Origin of the sequence: uncultured Sphingopyxis sp., from assembly GCF_900078365.1 — a bacterium.
Taxonomy (GTDB): domain Bacteria; phylum Pseudomonadota; class Alphaproteobacteria; order Sphingomonadales; family Sphingomonadaceae; genus Sphingopyxis.
Genome location: NZ_LT598653.1, coordinates 1,524,956 through 1,542,132, shown reverse-complemented (window position 1 = coordinate 1,542,132; position 17,177 = coordinate 1,524,956). Strand labels below are relative to the sequence as shown.

Annotated in this window: 16 protein-coding genes; 5 read left to right on the top strand and 11 right to left on the bottom strand. The window is 62.5% G+C overall.

Annotated features, from left to right (window positions below; all coding sequences use genetic code 11):
• Positions 1 to 104: 104 nt before the first annotated feature.
• The 10 genes from cofC to QZL87_RS06930 all read right to left on the bottom strand — a co-directional run bounded on the left by cofC (position 105) and on the right by QZL87_RS06930 (position 10,326).
• A complete protein-coding gene (gene cofC, locus QZL87_RS06975) occupies positions 105 to 716 on the bottom strand; it encodes a 2-phospho-L-lactate guanylyltransferase (protein WP_184100658.1) in 612 nt (203 codons plus the stop codon).
• Positions 717 to 719: 3 nt separating this feature from the next.
• Positions 720 to 1,646, bottom strand: coding sequence for a 2-phospho-L-lactate transferase (gene cofD / locus QZL87_RS06970; protein WP_184100656.1), 927 nt, complete (start codon positions 1,644 to 1,646; stop codon positions 720 to 722).
• Positions 1,643 to 2,527 carry a coenzyme F420-0:L-glutamate ligase gene (cofE, locus tag QZL87_RS06965; RefSeq protein ID WP_338113203.1) on the bottom strand — a complete coding sequence of 295 codons (885 nt, stop codon included), beginning with the start codon at positions 2,525 to 2,527 and terminating at the stop codon, positions 1,643 to 1,645. Before cofE ends, cofD begins: the two co-directional genes overlap by 4 nt.
• Positions 2,410 to 3,090 (bottom strand): NADPH-dependent F420 reductase, encoded by a 681-nt coding sequence (npdG, locus tag QZL87_RS06960; protein WP_184100654.1) that lies wholly within the window; start codon positions 3,088 to 3,090, stop codon positions 2,410 to 2,412. Before npdG ends, cofE begins: the two co-directional genes overlap by 118 nt.
• Before the next feature lie 14 nt (positions 3,091 to 3,104).
• Positions 3,105 to 3,950: a fumarylacetoacetate hydrolase family protein gene (locus QZL87_RS06955; protein WP_184100651.1), complete on the bottom strand. Its 846-nt coding sequence runs from the start codon at positions 3,948 to 3,950 to the stop codon at positions 3,105 to 3,107.
• Positions 3,947 to 4,741: a fumarylacetoacetate hydrolase family protein gene (locus QZL87_RS06950; protein ID WP_184100649.1), complete on the bottom strand. Its 795-nt coding sequence runs from the start codon at positions 4,739 to 4,741 to the stop codon at positions 3,947 to 3,949. Before QZL87_RS06950 ends, QZL87_RS06955 begins: the two co-directional genes overlap by 4 nt.
• Positions 4,742 to 4,950: 209 nt before the next feature.
• The gene (locus QZL87_RS06945; RefSeq protein WP_184100647.1) at positions 4,951 to 6,651 is read right to left on the bottom strand and encodes an FAD-dependent monooxygenase; all 1,701 of its coding nucleotides are present in this window, start codon (positions 6,649 to 6,651) and stop codon (positions 4,951 to 4,953) included.
• 45 nt (positions 6,652 to 6,696) lie between these two features.
• Positions 6,697 to 7,947: a cytochrome P450 gene (locus tag QZL87_RS06940; RefSeq protein ID WP_295325754.1), complete on the bottom strand. Its 1,251-nt coding sequence runs from the start codon at positions 7,945 to 7,947 to the stop codon at positions 6,697 to 6,699.
• A gap of 63 nt (positions 7,948 to 8,010) precedes the next feature.
• Entirely contained in the window at positions 8,011 to 9,267 is a 1,257-nt protein-coding gene (locus QZL87_RS06935) for a cytochrome P450 (protein ID WP_184100643.1), read from the bottom strand.
• Between the two features lie 24 nt (positions 9,268 to 9,291).
• Positions 9,292 to 10,326: a TIGR03857 family LLM class F420-dependent oxidoreductase gene (locus QZL87_RS06930; RefSeq protein ID WP_184100641.1), complete on the bottom strand. Its 1,035-nt coding sequence runs from the start codon at positions 10,324 to 10,326 to the stop codon at positions 9,292 to 9,294.
• Positions 10,327 to 10,481: 155 nt separating this feature from the next.
• Here QZL87_RS06930 and QZL87_RS06925 point away from each other — a divergent pair, with 155 nt between their 5' ends.
• The 5 genes from QZL87_RS06925 to QZL87_RS06905 are packed head-to-tail and all read left to right on the top strand — an operon-like array spanning position 10,482 to position 15,332.
• Positions 10,482 to 11,537 carry a phosphotransferase family protein gene (locus QZL87_RS06925; protein WP_184100639.1) on the top strand — a complete coding sequence of 352 codons (1,056 nt, stop codon included), beginning with the start codon at positions 10,482 to 10,484 and terminating at the stop codon, positions 11,535 to 11,537.
• A 26-nt stretch (positions 11,538 to 11,563) separates the two neighbouring features.
• Positions 11,564 to 12,457 (top strand): fumarylacetoacetate hydrolase family protein, encoded by an 894-nt coding sequence (locus tag QZL87_RS06920; protein WP_184100637.1) that lies wholly within the window; start codon positions 11,564 to 11,566, stop codon positions 12,455 to 12,457.
• Positions 12,450 to 14,279 (top strand): FAD-dependent monooxygenase, encoded by a 1,830-nt coding sequence (locus tag QZL87_RS06915; protein ID WP_184100635.1) that lies wholly within the window; start codon positions 12,450 to 12,452, stop codon positions 14,277 to 14,279. Before QZL87_RS06920 ends, QZL87_RS06915 begins: the two co-directional genes overlap by 8 nt.
• Before the next feature lie 4 nt (positions 14,280 to 14,283).
• The gene (locus QZL87_RS06910; RefSeq protein ID WP_184100633.1) at positions 14,284 to 14,856 is read left to right on the top strand and encodes a chromate resistance protein ChrB domain-containing protein; all 573 of its coding nucleotides are present in this window, start codon (positions 14,284 to 14,286) and stop codon (positions 14,854 to 14,856) included.
• The gene (locus tag QZL87_RS06905; RefSeq protein WP_184100630.1) at positions 14,853 to 15,332 is read left to right on the top strand and encodes a VOC family protein; all 480 of its coding nucleotides are present in this window, start codon (positions 14,853 to 14,855) and stop codon (positions 15,330 to 15,332) included. Before QZL87_RS06910 ends, QZL87_RS06905 begins: the two co-directional genes overlap by 4 nt.
• A 9-nt stretch (positions 15,333 to 15,341) precedes the next feature.
• Here QZL87_RS06905 and QZL87_RS06900 read toward each other — a convergent pair whose 3' ends face one another.
• A complete protein-coding gene (locus QZL87_RS06900; protein ID WP_184100628.1) occupies positions 15,342 to 17,018 on the bottom strand; it encodes an MFS transporter in 1,677 nt (558 codons plus the stop codon).
• Positions 17,019 to 17,177: the final 159 nt, after the last annotated feature.

The following is a 17,177-nucleotide window of genomic DNA, read 5'->3' as shown; positions in this document are numbered from 1 at the left end:
AGGAAGCTAAGGTATAACTTGACTAGTGTAAAGTAGACTTTTCACACGATTTTTCGGTGAGAATTACACCTTGCCTTGACACATGTAATGTCATGAAATCCCAGCTAAGCCGCGGGCTGCCAGCCGCCCCCAAGGTTGTTGAGTAGCGATAGTTGCCCGGGCAGGTCGAGATCATTTGCCAGTCCCGGACGGTTCACGACAGCCACCCCTGCTCCGAGCGATTCGGCTTCGTGCACATGGGCCCTGTAGCTGCCGGGTCCGAACCGATAGGCAATTTGCGCCGAGCCGCGCGCCAGCAAAGCGTTGGTGCCACCCCCTTCGACATCGGGCGCAAGGACGACGTCGTGCGCCGCTCCAAGCAGCGCCTCGATATCGGCAGGAACGAGCAGCGGGAGATCGCAGCTGAGCGCAAGAATTCCATCGCTTCCACGCGCCCTTACGGCGCGGCGCGCCTCTTCGAGCGCTGCGTTCAAGCCATATCCCCCTTCGATCAGACCTTGCGCGCCCACGCTCTCCGCGAGATCGCATATTTCTTGCGAGGGACTGACAATCAGGCAGGCGTCGCTGCCGACCACCTCGCGCGCCACCGCGAACACATGCGCAAACATTCGCGCATTGAGCGCCGTTCGCTCCTGCACCGACAGGATCTTGGCAAGCCGGCTCTTGCCACTCTCAAATCCCCGCACGGGCAGAATGATGGTCGTCTCGGCCGCCATCGCTCAACCGCAACGGCGCGCGAACTGGATCACCTCTTGCGCCAGGCGTGCCTGATCCGGCGCGTCGCGCATCAGGCTGTCGGTGACCAGCAGCCGGAGGCCTTCGGGTGCCGATGCAGCGGCATCGGCATGGTCGATGACCAAACCATCGAGCAACCCGTCATAGCGTGCCGCGACGGCCGCCGGTGTAGGAACCAGACCCAGTTCGCGCATGATCTTTGCTGCCGGCCCCTTCACCGCTTCACCGCCGATGAAAGGCGAAACGGCGATGAGGGGTACCGAACGATGGCGCAGCGCCTTGTCGACCCCGGCGAGCGCCAGGATCGGTTCAATACTGAGGAGCGGATTCGACGGGCAAATGACGATTGCCTCCAGCGCCGGATCTTCCAGCGCGGCAATCAGGCCCGTCGATGGAAGCGCGTCTCCCAACCCGTCGAATCGAATCCCGCGAAAGCGCGGTTCGCAGCGACGGCGGACGAAATAATCCTGAAAGGCAAGCTCGCCCTCATCGGTGTCGACCATCGTGCTGACGCGGTCGTCGGACATCGGGATGATATGCTGGCGGATGCCCAGCCGCTTCGCAAAATCGGCAGTGATCGCAGAGAGGGTTTCGCGCCGCAGGCGGCGGGTGCGCTCGACATGCGTCGCGAGATCATTGTCGCCCAGCCTGAACCATTGCGCACCGCCGAGCCGCTCGAGCGCGCTCATGAAATGCCAGCTTTCGTCGGCCAAGCCCCAGCCTTGGGTGCGATCGTTGAGGCCTGCGAGCGTATAGGTGACCGTGTCGATATCGGGCGAGATCGCCAGACCCAGATGGACAAAGTCGTCGCCTGTGTTGACGACAACAGTAAGATTGCCGGGAGGCAGGATGGCAGCCAGGCCCGCCGCCAGTTTCGCGCCGCCGACGCCGCCGGCCAATGCGACGATCACCGAAACAAATCCCGGTCGCGGTCGCGTAGCAGCGCCGCGGCTGGATCGTCACCGCCATAGGCCAGGCCGCGAACGATGGTCACGGGCGTTGCCTCGTCGGCCTGCCCCATCGCCAGCGAAGCGGCAGCGGCAATTTCATCCGCAAAACCGAGCTCGGATGTCTGGAGCGGGCGACCGAACATGTCGGGCTTGCCGCGCAGATCGAGCAGCGTGGGCAGCCCGCTCGCGCCGATTGCGGTTCCCACCGTCCCCAGACGCCATGCGCGGCCGATACTGTCGATGATCAGCACGGCGACGGCCGCCCCGACTTGCGCTGACAGATCGGCGCGCAGCAGCCGCGCCGATGCATCGGGATCGACGGGAAGGAGAAGCGCCATTTCATCCTTTCCATGGTCGATATTGGAAGCGTCGATTCCGGCGTTGGCAAGGATGAAGCCCAGCCGGTGCTCGACGATGAGAACCCCGGGAACGGCGCGGATCACCGCTGTCGATTCCGAGAGAATGAGCTCGACGAGACGCGGGTCCTTTTCGACGCGGATCGCGAGGTCCTGCGCCGCCTGCGACGGCGTCACCTCGCCGAGGGGTATCGCGCGGCCTTCGGCTTTGGAGACGATTTTCTGCGCGACGACGACGATATCGCCGTCGGCGAGAGGCAATGCCGCCCGTTCGCAGGCCGCCGCGATCAGGATCGCCAAATTATCGCCGCTTGCAATAGAGGGCAGTCCCGGCAGAGCCATGATCGACAGTCGAGGGGCAATAGGTGTCACGCAATCTCCAAACCGTCGATCCCGGTAATCCGAATCCCCGAGCCCGGTACCTTGTACCGCCGGTTGAGGGCGATGAGAACCGACGTCAACCCTTCGCTGACGACGGAATTGCATAGTGGCCCCGCATACCAGGCGCGCAACCCGATTTGCGTCGAAAGCGCAATCACGGCCTCTGCCGCAGAATTGTCGTCGGCGCACACCAGTACGTCGCATTCGACTTCCGCGTCGAGATCATCGAGATGATGCGCCGAGATATTCTGGAAGGCCGACACCACCCTGACCTCAGGACCGAGTCGTTCCTGCAGCGCTTCGACGGCAGAGCGGCCCGCGGGAAGCTGGACACGGCTGACCTGCGGCGGCACAAGCGGAACGGTCACATCGATCAATATCTTGCCGGCAAGGACCGATGCGACCTCCTTCGCCGTTTCCTGCTGCGCGGCATAGGGAACCGCGAGCGTGACGATCTCGGCTTCCGCAGTGGCGGCGGCGAGACCGTTTCCGGTCGCCAGCGAAACGCCGAGCCTTTCATTGATCGCCGCTGCCGCCGCTTGGGCGCGTTCGATCGAGCGGCTGCCAATGATGACGCGATGTCCCTTGCTGGCCCAGCGCAGCGCGAGGCCGCCGCCTTCCTTGCCGGTGCCCCCGAGAATAGCGATTTTAGCCGTGCCGATGTCCATCATTTCCTGTCCAATTATCGCGCGTCGGGAACGACGGTCTGATTTTGTTCGCCAAGTCCACCGATCCCGAGCCGCAGCTTGTCGCCTGCCGCGAGGAAGCGGGGCGGTGTCATGCCCATGCCGACGCCATGGGGCGTCCCGGTCGCAATAATATCGCCTGGCTCCAATGTGATGAAACCGCTCACATAGGAGATGATGTCCGCGACACCGAAGATCATATCGGCCGTGCTGCCGCCTTGCATCATCGTTCCGTTGACTTCGAGGAACAGTTCCAGCGCCTGCGGATCGGGAATTTCGTCGGCGGTAACGAGCCACGGCCCGACGGGGCCGAAGCTGTCATACCCCTTCCCCTTGTCCCAGCTGCCGCCGCGCGCCAGCTGATACGCGCGTTCGGATACGTCGTTCACGACGCAATAGCCAGCAACATGGGCGAGCGCATCGGCCCGAGCGACGTGCCGCGCCACCGATCCGATAATCACGCCAAGTTCCACCTCCCAGTCGAGTTGGGTTGCGCCCGGGGGGAGCAAGATATCGTCATCGGGGCCCGAGAGGCAGGAAATCGCCTTGGTGAACAGGATGGGCTCGGCGGGATGCGGCATCCCGGCCTCGTCGGCGTGACGTCGGTAGTTCGTCCCGATCGCAAGAAACTTACGCGAACGCGCCACCGGTGTGCCGAGCCGCTGGGGCGCCACGGATGGCAGCGACTGAAGATCGGTTTCGCGCAGCCGTGCAAGCGATTCGGGCGACAGAGCTGCAGGACCGATGTCGTCGATCATGCCGCTCAGATCGCGTATGGTCCCGTCGGCATCCAGTGCGCCGGGACGCTCCTTGCCCTTGGCCCCATAGCGGACGAGCTTCATGACGAAGCGCGATCCTCGGCGACAACCGGATTGCTCAGCACGCCCAGTCCCGTGATTTCGACCTCGACCCGATTGCCCGGACGCATGTTGCTCGGCACGCCGTCGGTTCCGAGCCAGATGACGTCGCCGGGATGCAGCGTGATATATTGCGACATGTCGGAAATGAAGGTCGCGGCGTCGAAGAGCATGTTGAGCGTCGCGAAGCGATCGACCTCCTGCCCATCGATCCGGACGATCGTCTGCATGTCGGTAAAGTCCGGATCGGTGTCGATATAGGGACCCATGGGCTTGAAGGTATCGCTGTTCTTGGCGCGCCACAATGTGCTGTCGGCACGCTGCCATGTCCGCTCGCTGATGTCGTTGCCGATCGTCCAGCCGAGCACATGGCCCAGCGCATCCGCCTTCGAGACATGGCGCGCACGCTTGCCGATCACCGCGACCAGTTCGCCTTCATACTGGAACTGCTCGCCGGCGTCGGCGGGTTTGACGATGGCGGCGCCGTGCGGGATGAGCGCGCTGTTCGCGCGATAGCCGATATGCGCCCGCGAGGGCGGCGTTGGATCGGCGCCGGTCTGCTTTCGCATGCCGACGATATGATCGGTGTAATTCGCCCCGGCGGCATAGAAGGTGCCCGGAACGACCGGAACCAGCAATTCCAGATCGTCCCAGCGCAACTCTTCGCCGCTCAGTGCATAGCCGCCGAACGGATCGCCGCTGACGATCTTTACCGCGTCGCCTTCGACGAGCCCATAGGTTGGCTGGCCATTATGCTGAAATCGTGCCCATTTCATCCTGTCGGCTCCTCATCCCAAAAGTACGGCTTTTTACCGCCGCTTGCATGTCCCGGTCCTGGCGGCGCAACCCGTTGGGGAAACGCCCCCGGGGGCGACGCATTTGCAGGCATCGCCACCCCAGGGAACGAGCCAGGCACCGCTACGGCGCCAGTCGGCGCATCGCGCGCACGCCGCGGAGCGCCGCGGAGCGCCGCGATCCGATATCTTTAGGCAGCAAGTTCGCTGGCAGGTTCGCGGCGCGCCTGGGCATAATAGGTCTGCCGTTCGACCTGCGTCCGCACTTGCGGTGTGACGGTCTTACCCCGAACGATGTCGATGAGACCGCCGGCATCGGGCAGCTGCGAACCGCGCCAGGCGACGTGACCGTCGGGACGGACGAGCACGAGCGGTTGTTCGTACAGCGCCGCAATATTGCCGTCCGCGATGCACTCGACGCGGATTGGAACCTTTCGCTCCGCTGCCGCGGCGAGAAGCGCATCGACACCCTCCGCTTCCTTGTCCGCAAAGCTCAGAAGCACAAAGCCGTTGCCGAACAGATCAAGCATCGAACGGCCATCGGACAGCCATGCGTGCGGCGCGCGGTGTCCCGGACGCGCGGTCGGTCGATAGACCGACGGCTCGTCGGCAGGCGGCGGTGTTCCGTCAGGAACGCACAAGGGCGAGTTCAGATAGGCATAGCCGAGCGCCACCCCGATCGAATTCCACTCGGGATAGCTAGCCTCGACCAGTCCCTCGCCGATGCGCCGCCGGATGCGTTCGCCCTCCGGCGACTCCTCGGCGATGCGCGAGATATCCTCGGCGGGACTCCACGCCTTGTGGTTGCGCTCGGCTTCGAAGACGTTGCGAAAGGCGATCGGCCGCCGCTCGACCTCATAGCTGTCGATCAGCGCGTCGCCGCCCCAGCCCTCGATAACCGCCTGCAGCTTCCACCCAAGATCGACGGCATCGCCGATACCGGTGTTGGCCCCGAAGCCGCCAGTCGGTGTCATCACATGGACGGCGTCGCCCGCAAGCAGGATCCGCCCAGACTGAAAATGGTCGGCGATGATATTCGACCTGCGCCAGGGAAGGATCGAAAGCACTTTCAGATCGGCATCGGGCGATACCGCGCGGCGAATAGCCTCCTGCGGATCGAAAGTCGCCAGATCGGGCTCTTCGTCGAACCGCAAGTTCATGCGCCACTGGCGGTTTTCGCCCTCCATGGTCGTGATGTTGGCCCACGGTCCCTTGGGTCCGAGAATGATATAGCGCTCGGCCGCCTCTTCGCCGCCGTGACCGACGATGTCTCCTTCGAGCAGGACGCTGAGCGAATGGTTCAGGCGATTGCCCTGCACGCCGATGCCGAGTTCGTCGCGCACCCAGCTACGACCGCCGTCGCAGGCGACCAGCCACGCCGTGCGCAAGGTCAGAACCTCGTCGGTTTCAAGGTTGCGCACCTGCAATTCGACGTGATCACCCTTGTCGGCGAACGCTTCGACCGAATGCCGCATGCGAAGGTCTGCGCCCAGCTCGATCGCGCGCTTGCGGATGATCGGGTCATAATACATCTGCCGGCACCGCTGGTGCTTCTCCGGCGTTTCGGGCGGCGTCGGAGTCTCGCGCAGCGTCCCAAGCCGGGCCGTCGCCAGCTCATGCCCCGACACGCTGAGACAAAAGCGCTGGTTGAGCGGGAAGTCAGGGTTGAAATATTTGCGCACCTCGTCGGCGATGCCCCAGCGGCGCAAATGTTCCATGGTGCGCGCGGTGAAGCCCCCGGCGCGCGGATGAACGACTTCGCCATCCCCCCGCTCGATCAATATCGGGCGCTGTCCACGCCAGGCGAGGTCGACGGCGACGGCGAGGCCGACGGGACCGCCGCCTAAAATGATGACATCGGCGTCGAGTGTCGGCGCTTGTTCGGTAGCCACGATCTCCGGTACCTTTCTCTTGAAGTTGGTCGCTTGGGCTGCGCTTTATTGCGTCAGCATGGGCAGCGATTTGACCCGGAGCTCGCCGACCGATCCGCTGTAGGTCACCGGCATGTCGGGGTTTTCGAGCCGCGCGTCGGGAAAGCGGGTGATCAGCTGCTCGACCGCAATTCGCATCAGCGAGCGGGCGAGAAAGAAACCGAGACAGGCATGTGGCCCCGATCCGAAAGCGACGATGCGCGGGTTGCGCCGCACGTCGAATTCCAGCGGATTGTCATAGACCGTCGGGTCATAGTGCGCCGCTTGCGACGAAATGCGCACGACCATGCCCTTCAGGATCTTGGTGCCGCCGACTTCAGTGTCGCGCTGCGCGAACCGGGGAAAGGTCATGTAGCTGCCCGAATGCCAGCGCTGCGCTTCGGCGACCGCGCCGGTAATCAGCTCGGGCTCCTTCTGCAGCACGCGGATGGCGTCGGGATGCTGATAGAGCGAATAGAAGACTCCGCCGATGGCATTGGTGGTTCCGCCAAGCGCGCCCGCGGTCAGCGTGAAAATCTGGTCGAACATCTCCTCGTCCGACAGCTTGTCGTCATTGTCGCGCGCCGCGATCAGGTCGCTGATCAGATCGTCGCCGGGATCTGCCCGGCGTTCGTCGATCAGTTTCTGGATCGCCTCGCGCGCGTCGGCGAACGCCTTGACGCATTCGTCGGGATAATTGTGACCCGCCTCGGTATAGGTCACCAGCGGGATCACCCGGTGCATTTCGGTAAAGATCTTCTTTTGTTCGGGGTTGAGCTTCAACATCACCGTCAGCAGCCCTTCGACGATCAGATGGTTGCCATAATCGGCCATCGCGTCGAACTTTCCGCCCTTTTCCTCGATCCGGTCGAGCAATCGGTCGATGGCCGCCCGCATGCGGTCTTCCAACCGTGTGACCGCCTTGGGCGCGAGCGCATTGTTCATCAGCCGACGAACACGGCTGTGCGGCTCACCGTCCATCTGCGCCAGAATCTTGATGCCCATGAACTTGTCGAACATCTCGTAACCAGGCTTCTTGGGTACCGCAGTCGGGAATCGCTCGACATCTTTATAGACTTCAAGCGCATCTGCCTGGCGCGTACACAGAACGAATACGAAACCATCGCGCGGGATGTAGATCGGCTCGCGCTTCGCCCAGTCCGCCGACAATTCACGCATGCGCTGTTTCGTTTCCTGGCTGCCCAAATCGATGCGCACGACTTTCGATTGATCCAGCGCGTCGACGTCAATCGGCGGCGCTTCGCTCGTGAGTACCACTCTGTCTTCTCCCATATTCGTCTTTACATGTGTAAAGTCACGTAAGCCACGACCGGCGACGAGTCAACTCGCAAGCATAGGCAGCGACTTGATCTTGAGTTCGCCGACCGACCCGCCATAATCGAGCGCGATATCCGGATTTTCGAGCCGGGCGCCGGGCAAGCGGGTCAACAGGCGCGACACCGCGTTGCGCAATATCGACTTGGCCAGGAAATGCCCGAGACAGGCGTGCGGCCCGTAACCAAAGGCGATATCGCGCGGCCGACGGTGGATGTCGAAGCGCAGCGGATCGGGGAAAGCGACCGGGTCATAATGCGCCGCCTGCGGCGAGACGCGAACGACCATGCCTTTCAGAATCTTCGTTCCGCCCACTTCTGTGTCGCGCGTCGCGAAGCGCGGAAAGGTCATATAGCCGCCGCTGTGCCAGCGCTGACATTCCGAAATCGCCGCAGGCAACAGCTCCGGTTGCGCTTGTATTTCCGCGATCGCATCTTGATGCCTGTAAAGTGCATACATGACATTGCCGGCACCCAACGTCGTGCCCGACAAGGCTCCAGCGGTAAGCGTGAAAATCTGGTCGAACAATTCCTCGTCATTGAGCCGGTCGTCGTTGTCGCGCGCCGCGATAAGGTCGCTGATCAAATCGTCGCCCGGATTGGCGCGCCGTTCCTCGATCAGTTCATTGATGGCGACGCGCGCGGCCGCGAAAGCATCGATACATTGCTGTGGATAGCTATGCCCCGAACCAGTATAGGTGATGAGCGGGATCACGCGGTGCATGTCGAGGAATATCTCTTTCTGCGTCGGCGACAGGCGCAGCATGACGGTGAGCAACGCCTCGCTGACCAGATGTTCGCCATAGTCGCCCATGGCGTCGAAGCGCCCACCGGGCCCGCGCTCCTCGATGCGGTCGATCAAGGCATCGAACCGCGCGATCATCGCCTGCTCAATGCGTGCGACCGAGCGCGGTGCCAGAGCATTGTTCATCAACCGGCGAACGCGGGCGTGCGCCTCGCCCTCCATCTGGGTAAGCACCCGGACGCCCATGAACTTGTCGAACATTTCAAAACCAGGACGCCGCGGTACCGCGGTCGAGAAGCGCTCGGGATCCTGATAGACTTCGAGCGCATCGCGATGGCGGCAGCAGAGCACGAAGACGAAGCCGTCCCGCAGAACATAAAAGGGGTCGCCCGTCGCCCATGCAGCTGACAATTCGCGCATTTTTTTCTTCGTCTCGGGGCTTCCGAGATCGATATCGACGATTTTCGATTGATCGAGCGTCGATGCATCGATCTTTTCGGCGGCCACCGCTTCCGTCATGGAATTCTCCTTTGGATTAAATGCTTAGCCATGCGCTGCATAGGCCTTGACGACGGCTTCGAGGCCGTCAGGGGTGCTGCCGTGAATGAGGAGTTCGTCTGCGCCCGCCCCAAGGTAGGCGGCATAGCGCTCGGCGATATATTCGGCACTGCCGACTGCGGCGCCTTCGGTCAGCCATTCAGCCGGGATCATTTGTGCGGCCTCGGCAAAACGCTTGACCGCTTCGGCATCGACACCCGTCGGTTCGGATCCGTGCAAGCCCGCACCCAATAGCGCTTCGAGCGGCGCAGGATCCCAGCCATTGGCATTGACCAGCGCCGTTGCCAGCCGAGGTCCCCGAAAATAGGTCATCGCGCGTGCATCGACGATGCGGCGCTTTTCGGCATCCGATATCGTGTCGGGTGCGGTTACGACGCAGGCGGTGATCTTTACCGAGGCGGGATCGCGCCCCGCTTTCTCGGCAGCGCCGCGGACGATAGCAATCGAGCGCCGCGCGCCCTCGACGGTCAGGAAAGGATGAAGGACGACCCCGTCGAAGGCTTCGCCGCCGAGTGCCAGCGCCTTCGGCCCGGTGGCGCCGAGAATGACTGGCGGCGCCACCTCGGGCGGTTGTAGCAACTCCATCTCGTCGAAGCGGCCGAGAATGCCGTCGTAGGAGACTTTCTCGCCGCGCCATAGTCGGCGCAGCAGGTCCGCGTAATCACGCATGTGCGCCATTTTGAACACAGGAAATCCCTGGCGCGCCAAGCGTTCGGGCGACGAGGTACCTACTCCCATGGTAAAGCGATTCCCGCTCAATCGCTGTATCGTAGCGCCCAAACCGGCTGTGACCATCGGGTGCCGCCCGGTGAAATGAGTCAACCCCGCGACGATCCCGACGCGTTCTGTGGCATAGGATATGGCGCCGCAGATTGCGCCCGTTTCCTTGCCTTCCCAGCGCTCCGACGCCCAGATCGATCCCAGCCCGATGCGCTCCGCCTCGATGGCGTGCCGGATCGCCTGCCGCGAATCGGCATCGCGGCCCGGAAGCGCATAGGCACTCAGGATATTGGGGTTCATCGCGTTCCTCTCCTTTATTGCTATACCCCTGCCTAACGTTTCACTTTACACATGACAAGTACTTCGCTTAGGGGAGGCGGCGGAGAGGAAAAAAAGTGCAACGGCTAGACCCAGAAACAATCAGGCAAGGGATCGCTTCGTGGCTTTCCCGGCAGATGCCCCAGGCAGCGAATCTGATCGTCGCGCCGGTTCATTTTCCAACCGCGGGCGGCCGCTCGGCCGAAAGCTCGTTCATCGACATCAGCTATGACCAGGGCGGGCGGCGCTGTTCGGAGCAGTTGGTTATCCGGCGCGCGTTCGATGACGATATTTTTCTCGATGCCGACATCACCCTGCCCTACCGCATGATGGTTGCGATCGGCGAACGCTCTAACATCCCGGTTCCCGAATGCATCGGTCTCGAGATGGACCGTTCGGTGCTGACCACGCCGTTCCTGGTCATGAAACGGTGCGCCGGCCGAATTGCCCCTCAGGTTCCCAATTATAATCTCGGCGGCTGGATCCACGCGCTGGCGCCTGCCGAGCGGGGCAAATTATGGCGCAACGGAATTGCGGCGATTGCCGAGGTCCACAGGCTGCCTTGGTCCGAAGGTTTCGAATTTCTCGACGATCCGGCGCGGGGCGAGACAGGTCTCGGCCAATATCTCGACTGGCTCGAGCGCTGGTACGACTGGGCGCTGGCCGGACGTTCGTTGCCGCTCGGCAATGCGGCCCTCGACTATCTCAAGGCGAACCGGCCGCAGTCGCCGCGCATCGATGTCTTGTGGGGGGATGCAGCACCGCACAACCTGTTGTTCAACGACGATCTGACCGTGAGCGCGCTGCTCGACTGGGAGACCGCTCGCCTTGGTCCCGGCGAAGCCGATCTCGCCTGGTGGCTCTTCTTCGACGAGCTCATGTCGGAGGCCATCGAGGTCGATCGCCTGCCCGGCCTGCCCGATCGCGATGAAACGATCGCGGTCTACGAGGCCGCCAGCGGCCGCAAAACCGTCGATATGGATTATTATTCGATCCTGTCCGCATTCCGGATGATGGTCGTCAGCGTCCGCGCGGGCGACCGCCGCGCCGGAGGGATGGGCCGGACGCCGAGCCAACAGATGACCGAGAGCCCCAGCGCAAGGATGCTGGCTCGGCAGCTCGGCTTGCCCGTCGCCCCCAAGGGCGAAGCCTATCAGGCCGCCCGCGCCATTCTGGGACGCGCCGAGGGATAGCCAGCGGACAGAAGTTTGATTGACACGTGACAAGTCCTGACATAATTCGCAGGCATGGAGAGGGAAAAGTGAAACTAGCGCGCTTTGAGATGGGAGAAGATAGTTGTTGGGGGATCGTCGATGTCGAGCACGACGCTATCCGGCCCTTTACTATTTCTCTCGCCGAATGGACGGCTGCCTGGTTCGACGGTATCGATCTGAATTCGCTGACCGATCCTGCGGCTGCACAGCCCCTTTCATCGACACGGCTTCTCGCTCCTGTCGATCGTTGCTCGAAAACGATCTGCATGGGCCTCAACTACCGGAAGCATGTCGAAGCCTTTGGCAATCCGATGCCCGACGTTCCGGTGGCCTTCATCAAGGCGCCCACGGCGATCATCGGACATGATGATCCGATGCGCTACCCGCCGCTCACACAGAAGCTCGATTATGAAATCGAGTTGGTGATCATGATCGGCCGGCCGCTGACCGAGGGCATGCGCCCGATGGATGCCGCCATCGGCTATACGATCGGCAACGACGCATCGGCGCGCGACCTGGCCAAGGGCCCCCGCGGCGCCGATCTCTATTCGGCGAAATCGCAGGACGACTGCACCGGTATCGGGCCTTGGGTCGTTACGATCGACGAGATCGGAAAGGAGCCCGACCTGCTCATGGAATTGCGCGTCAATGGCGAGGTGCGCCAGCACGACCGCACCAATACGATGGAATGGAATGTCGACGAAGTGCTGACTTATATCAATGCGCGTACCCGGCTCGAACCGGGTGACCTTGTCTTCACCGGGACGCCCGCCGGTGTGGCGCTCGAAGACGGGCGATTCCTGGTCGACGGCGATGTCGTCGAGTGTGAGATCGAGCGGATCGGATTGCTGCGCAACACGGTGCGCGGCGCGTCGCGCGTGGTGACCGCAAATGCGTGAGCTCAACACTCAGGTTCTGGTCGTGGGTGCCGGCGGAGCCGGTCTCGCGCTATCGATCTTCCTCGGTGATCTCGGCGTCGATGCGCTGACGATCGAGCGTCACCCGGGGACATCTCACCTGCCCAAGGCTCATTATATCAACCAAAGGTCGATGGAGATATTTCGCCAGCACGGTGTCGCCGACGCGATCTATGCACGCTCGGCTCCACGCGAAAACCTCGGCCGCATCCGGTGGATGACATCGCTCGGCGGCGACGGCCCGCTCGATGGATTGCAATTCGCCGCGCCTTCGATTCTCGGCGGCGGCGACCATGCGGCAATGTACGACCAGAAGGGCACGACGCATCCGACCAATATTCCGCAGATTCGGCTCGAGCCAATCCTGCTCGAGCAATGCGAAGCGCGGTATCCAGGACGCATTCTCTTCAATCACGAACTCGAGAGCTTTGCGCAGGATGCGAATGGCGTCACCGCGATCGTTCTCGATCGCCAGTCGGGCGAACGGATGACGGTCCGCTGCGCCTATATGATCGCAGCCGACGGCGGCAAGACGATCAATCCGGCACTCGGGATCGAAATGATAGGCGACAAGGATTTGGGTGACTTTTATACTGTCTGGTTCGCCGCCGATCTCAGCGGCTATATCAAGGATGACGACGCGGTCATGCGCCGCATCTTCCACCCCGAAAAGCCCTATCGCGTCAATTCGCTGCTGACTTTTGGTCCCGATCATTGGGACGGGCGGAGCGAGGAATGGGCTTCGAACTTCACGCGCGGGCCACGCTTTGCGAGCGTACCGGGTGAACGCGAGACCGTAACCGACGAAGAACTGATCGAAGATGTTCGCGGCTTTCTGAAAGTCGACGTTCCCCTCACGGTACGGCGAGTGAGCCGCTGGTCGCTAGAAACGGTGATCGCCGACAAGATGCAGGTCGGCCGGATCGTGATCATCGGCGATGCGGCGCACAAGCATCCGCCCGCCGCCGGTCTCGGCCTCAATTCCGGGTTTCAGGATGCGCACAATATTGCGTGGAAACTGGCGCTCGTGACCAAGGGACTAGCCCCCGCGAGCCTGATCGACGCCTATGAGCTCGAGCGCCGCCCGGTTACCGCGAGCAATGTGCGCTGGTCGATCAACGCGTCGACCAACGCCTATCTCATCATGTCGGGCATCGGCGTTGTTCCCGGCGAAAGTCCGGAGAAAACCTGCGAGCGCTTCAAGGTGCTTGTCGAGGACAGTTTCGAGGGCGAAACACGGCGCGCCCAGCTCAACGAGATTCTCAATATCCAGCGCGTCGAATATGCCGCGCACGACCGCGAACTCGGTTTCGTGTACCCAGACGGCGCGGTGGTCGACGATGGCTCGCCGCCGGCCAAACGCGATCCGATGGGCCACATCTATTATCCCACTACGAGGCCCGGTTCGCGATTGCCACACGCATGGCTCACGCAGGGCGACCGGCGGCTATCCACGCACGACCTTATACCCATGGGTGGCTTTGCGCTGATCAGCGGCGCGAATGGAGGCCGCTGGCACGACGCCGCGGCCCAGATTGCGGCGGAATCGGGCATCACGATTCATGCGTGGAGCGTTGGACCGGGCGGAGATGTCGCCGATCCGTCAGGTCAGTGGCTCTCCGAGCGTGAAATCGGGGACGATGGCGCGATCCTGGTGCGACCCGATGCGCATGTCGCCTTTCGCGCGCTGGGCCGCGTCGACGATCCCGCCGGCACATTGCGCAATGCTTTCGAGCAAATATTGAGCGGCTCGCGCGCGGCGACCAAAACGGCCGAGCCGATGGCCGCGAATTCGGGAGATTAGGCATATGTTCTGGGTGACGAGCCGGTTGGTTCACTTCGATCGTGTCGCGTCGGCCTGGCTGATCAGCCGCTTTATCGATCCCGAAGCCCGCTTCGAATTCATCGATCCAGCCGACAAATTTCCGGAAGGGGCGACCACCTTCAGCCTCGCGGGCGGCGATATCGGACGCCATGATGCCGACGGAACGACATTCAGCAAGCTGCTGCGCAAATATGGGGTTTCAGACCCCGCGCTGCGTGAGATGGAGAAGATCGTCGCCGCCGGCGTCGCCTATGTCATGCAGGGTGTCATGCCCTCACCGGATGATCGCTGCGCGCTGATCGCAGTCGGCCTGCTGGCCGTCGGCGAGGGCAACCTGATCCTGGAATCCAGCGATCACGATATTCTCGATCGCAGCTTTCCGGTGTGGGACGCGATCTACGTCGACGCATCCATGCATTTGCTGCGACACGCGCCGGCCGCGAGCGAAGGCGACCCCGCAGCGCGGCAAGCCACCCGCTTCAACATGGCGATCGCGCGCGCGCGGCACGTCGTCGGCCGGGCCCGCAAGCGCGCAGCGATCGCGACCTCGGCATGAGCGAGCCTGCCCCGGTCCGGATCGGCCCGAACCGCGAACTTGCCGTCGACGGCATCGTCGTTGGCGGCCTGTCGACCTCGGTATCCGACCTCGACCGGTCGATCGGCTTCTATCGCGCGCTCGGTTTTGCGGTCGGAACGCCGTTCGATATTTTGCCCGCCTATCGGCCGATATTGGGAATGCACGACGGCAGCATGGCACGCGCGGTCTATGTAAAGCGCGACGGCGTCGCGCTCGAATTGGTCGAAACCGGGTCGGCCTCGCCTGCCCCGCCCAGCGGAAGCTTCGCAGCTCAACTGGGCCTCACGCACATCCGATTATGTGTGGACTCGCTTCCCCGGGTCGAAGCGCTGATTCAGGCCTGCGGTGGCGAGGTGCGGGACGAGGCGCGAGTTGCCGCCAACGGCATGGTATATGTCTATTGCACCGACCCAGACGGCATGCGCATCCTCCTCTCGGCGCCCGCGGACGGATGACCGGATGGTTTATCGCCCATCCAGACCATCAGAAACTATATTGCCATCGTCGAGATAGGGGTCGGTCGGGGCGACCGCTTCCGCTTTGCTGTCTGACACGGCAGTCCACGCCACAAGACGTCGGACAAGGGGATCGCCCTGCCCGAAATCGTGAAAACCGCGTACAGCCTCCAGCGTTTCACGATCGGCGACGGTCAATCGATGGCGTTGCCGCATGTAGTCGCCCCAGGTACGAAATTCGAACCGCTCAACCCAGGATTCGGGATCGGCGGGATCGCGAAACAACGCCCATCGCTGAGCCCCATCGCGGCGCCTTATGCGTCCGCGCTCGGCCATCGCAGCCGCAAAGGCGTGCGCGCTTGTAGACGGGATCCGGTAGGAGACGCTGATGATCACGGGTCCGCGAAATGGCAGCGGCGCCCCTGCTTCCGATGCGAGATCGAATATACGCAGCGGCGAGAGTTCGGGCATCAGCGGCTGAGGCAGCGGCAGTATGAAGCCCGTGAATGCAGCGAGAATCATCACTGCGGCGGAAGCGAGAAAAGCCGATTGCAAGTCGATCGCTTGTGCCACCTGCCCCCATCCCCACGCGCCCGCAGCCACGCCGCCCAACAATGCCATCTGAAAAAGCGACATCGTCCGGCCTACGACCCAGCGAGGGGATGCCATTTGCACGCCTATCATCATCGTCGACACCGCGACCACCCAGCCGAAACCGGCGAACGCCAGTATCGTCAGCGACGGAAGCAACGGCCAGCCAAATGCGATCATCGCCGATGCCAAAGCATAAACCATCATCGCACTGCCGACTGTATGCTCGTGCGACAGCGATCGGCGGATGCGCGTGCCGGCCAACGCTCCAACGACCGCGCCGGAACCGAAGGCGCCCAGAACGAAACCGTAGACGGTGGCATCACCTCCGATCAAATCGCGCGCGATGAGGGGCATCAAACCCCAGATCGCGCTGCCTCCGGCGCCGAGCAGGAGGCCGCGGAGCATCGCTGCCATCAGCGAAGGCGTTTCGCGAACATAGCGCAGCCCCGCAGCGACCGCGGTTCCGAGAGGTTCGGGGGGGAATTGCGCTTCGCGGGGAGGAGAACGCCATCGGGTCAACACGATAATCAGACCGACATAGGTGAATGCGTTGAGAACAAACGCGCCTTGAGAGCCGACCAGAGCAACGATCATACCACCAATAGCTGGCGCGGCTGTCCGCGCGAGGTTCGTATTCATGCTGTTGAGCGCGACCGCCCCGGCGATGTAAGGTCTGGGAACATGGTCGCCGACGGAGGCCTGCCAAGAGGGAGCATATATTGCCGTGCCGCAGCCGATGACGAAGGTCAGCACCAGCAACGACCATGGTGTGATAAAGCCGAGCAGAGTCAGTGTCGCCAAGGCAATCGCGGCCCCTAGCATGGCATATTGCGCCGTCAGCATGATAATGCGCCGGTCGCCGATGTCGGCGATCGCGCCGGCCATAACGGCGAGCATGAGGATCGGCAGCGTTGTCGCTGACAGGACGAGCGCGACCATGGTGGCCCTCGGATCGAGGGTTGTCATCAACCATGACGCGCCAACGGTCTGGATGACCGACCCGAAGTTGGAAACAAGGCTCGCGAGCCAGATGGCTCGGAAACTGCCGAAGCGTAGCGGTGCCCACGTGCGGTGACTTTGGCTTTCGTTCACATCGCCCCTCTCGCTCCGCGATCCAGAAATTTACATCTGTCTGCTTATTTTTATGGATGCTCGGAACATAATTTTCGCTGTGTTTCTGCTGTTGCATGCAAATGCTCCAGTCGATATGTCTTTCTAAATTTACATGTGTCAATGAATTTTCAATGAGTA

Excerpts from the sequence above, each read along its gene's own strand:
- QZL87_RS06925 (WP_184100639.1), top strand. The coding sequence starts at position 10,482 with ATGCCCCAGGCAGCGAATCTGATCGTCGCGCCGGTTCATTTTCCAACC.
- QZL87_RS06910 (WP_184100633.1), top strand. The coding sequence starts at position 14,284 with ATGTTCTGGGTGACGAGCCGGTTGGTTCACTTCGATCGTGTCGCGTCG.
- QZL87_RS06915 (WP_184100635.1), top strand. The coding sequence starts at position 12,450 with ATGCGTGAGCTCAACACTCAGGTTCTGGTCGTGGGTGCCGGCGGAGCC.
- cofE (WP_338113203.1), bottom strand. The coding sequence starts at position 2,527 with ATGCAATTCCGTCGTCAGCGAAGGGTTGACGTCGGTTCTCATCGCCCT.
- QZL87_RS06950 (WP_184100649.1), bottom strand. The coding sequence starts at position 4,741 with ATGAAATGGGCACGATTTCAGCATAATGGCCAGCCAACCTATGGGCTC.
- QZL87_RS06905 (WP_184100630.1), top strand. The coding sequence starts at position 14,853 with ATGAGCGAGCCTGCCCCGGTCCGGATCGGCCCGAACCGCGAACTTGCC.
- QZL87_RS06935 (WP_184100643.1), bottom strand. The coding sequence starts at position 9,267 with ATGACGGAAGCGGTGGCCGCCGAAAAGATCGATGCATCGACGCTCGAT.
- npdG (WP_184100654.1), bottom strand. The coding sequence starts at position 3,090 with ATGGACATCGGCACGGCTAAAATCGCTATTCTCGGGGGCACCGGCAAG.
- QZL87_RS06930 (WP_184100641.1), bottom strand. The coding sequence starts at position 10,326 with ATGAACCCCAATATCCTGAGTGCCTATGCGCTTCCGGGCCGCGATGCC.
- cofC (WP_184100658.1), bottom strand. The coding sequence starts at position 716 with ATGGCGGCCGAGACGACCATCATTCTGCCCGTGCGGGGATTTGAGAGT.
- QZL87_RS06955 (WP_184100651.1), bottom strand. The coding sequence starts at position 3,950 with ATGAAGCTCGTCCGCTATGGGGCCAAGGGCAAGGAGCGTCCCGGCGCA.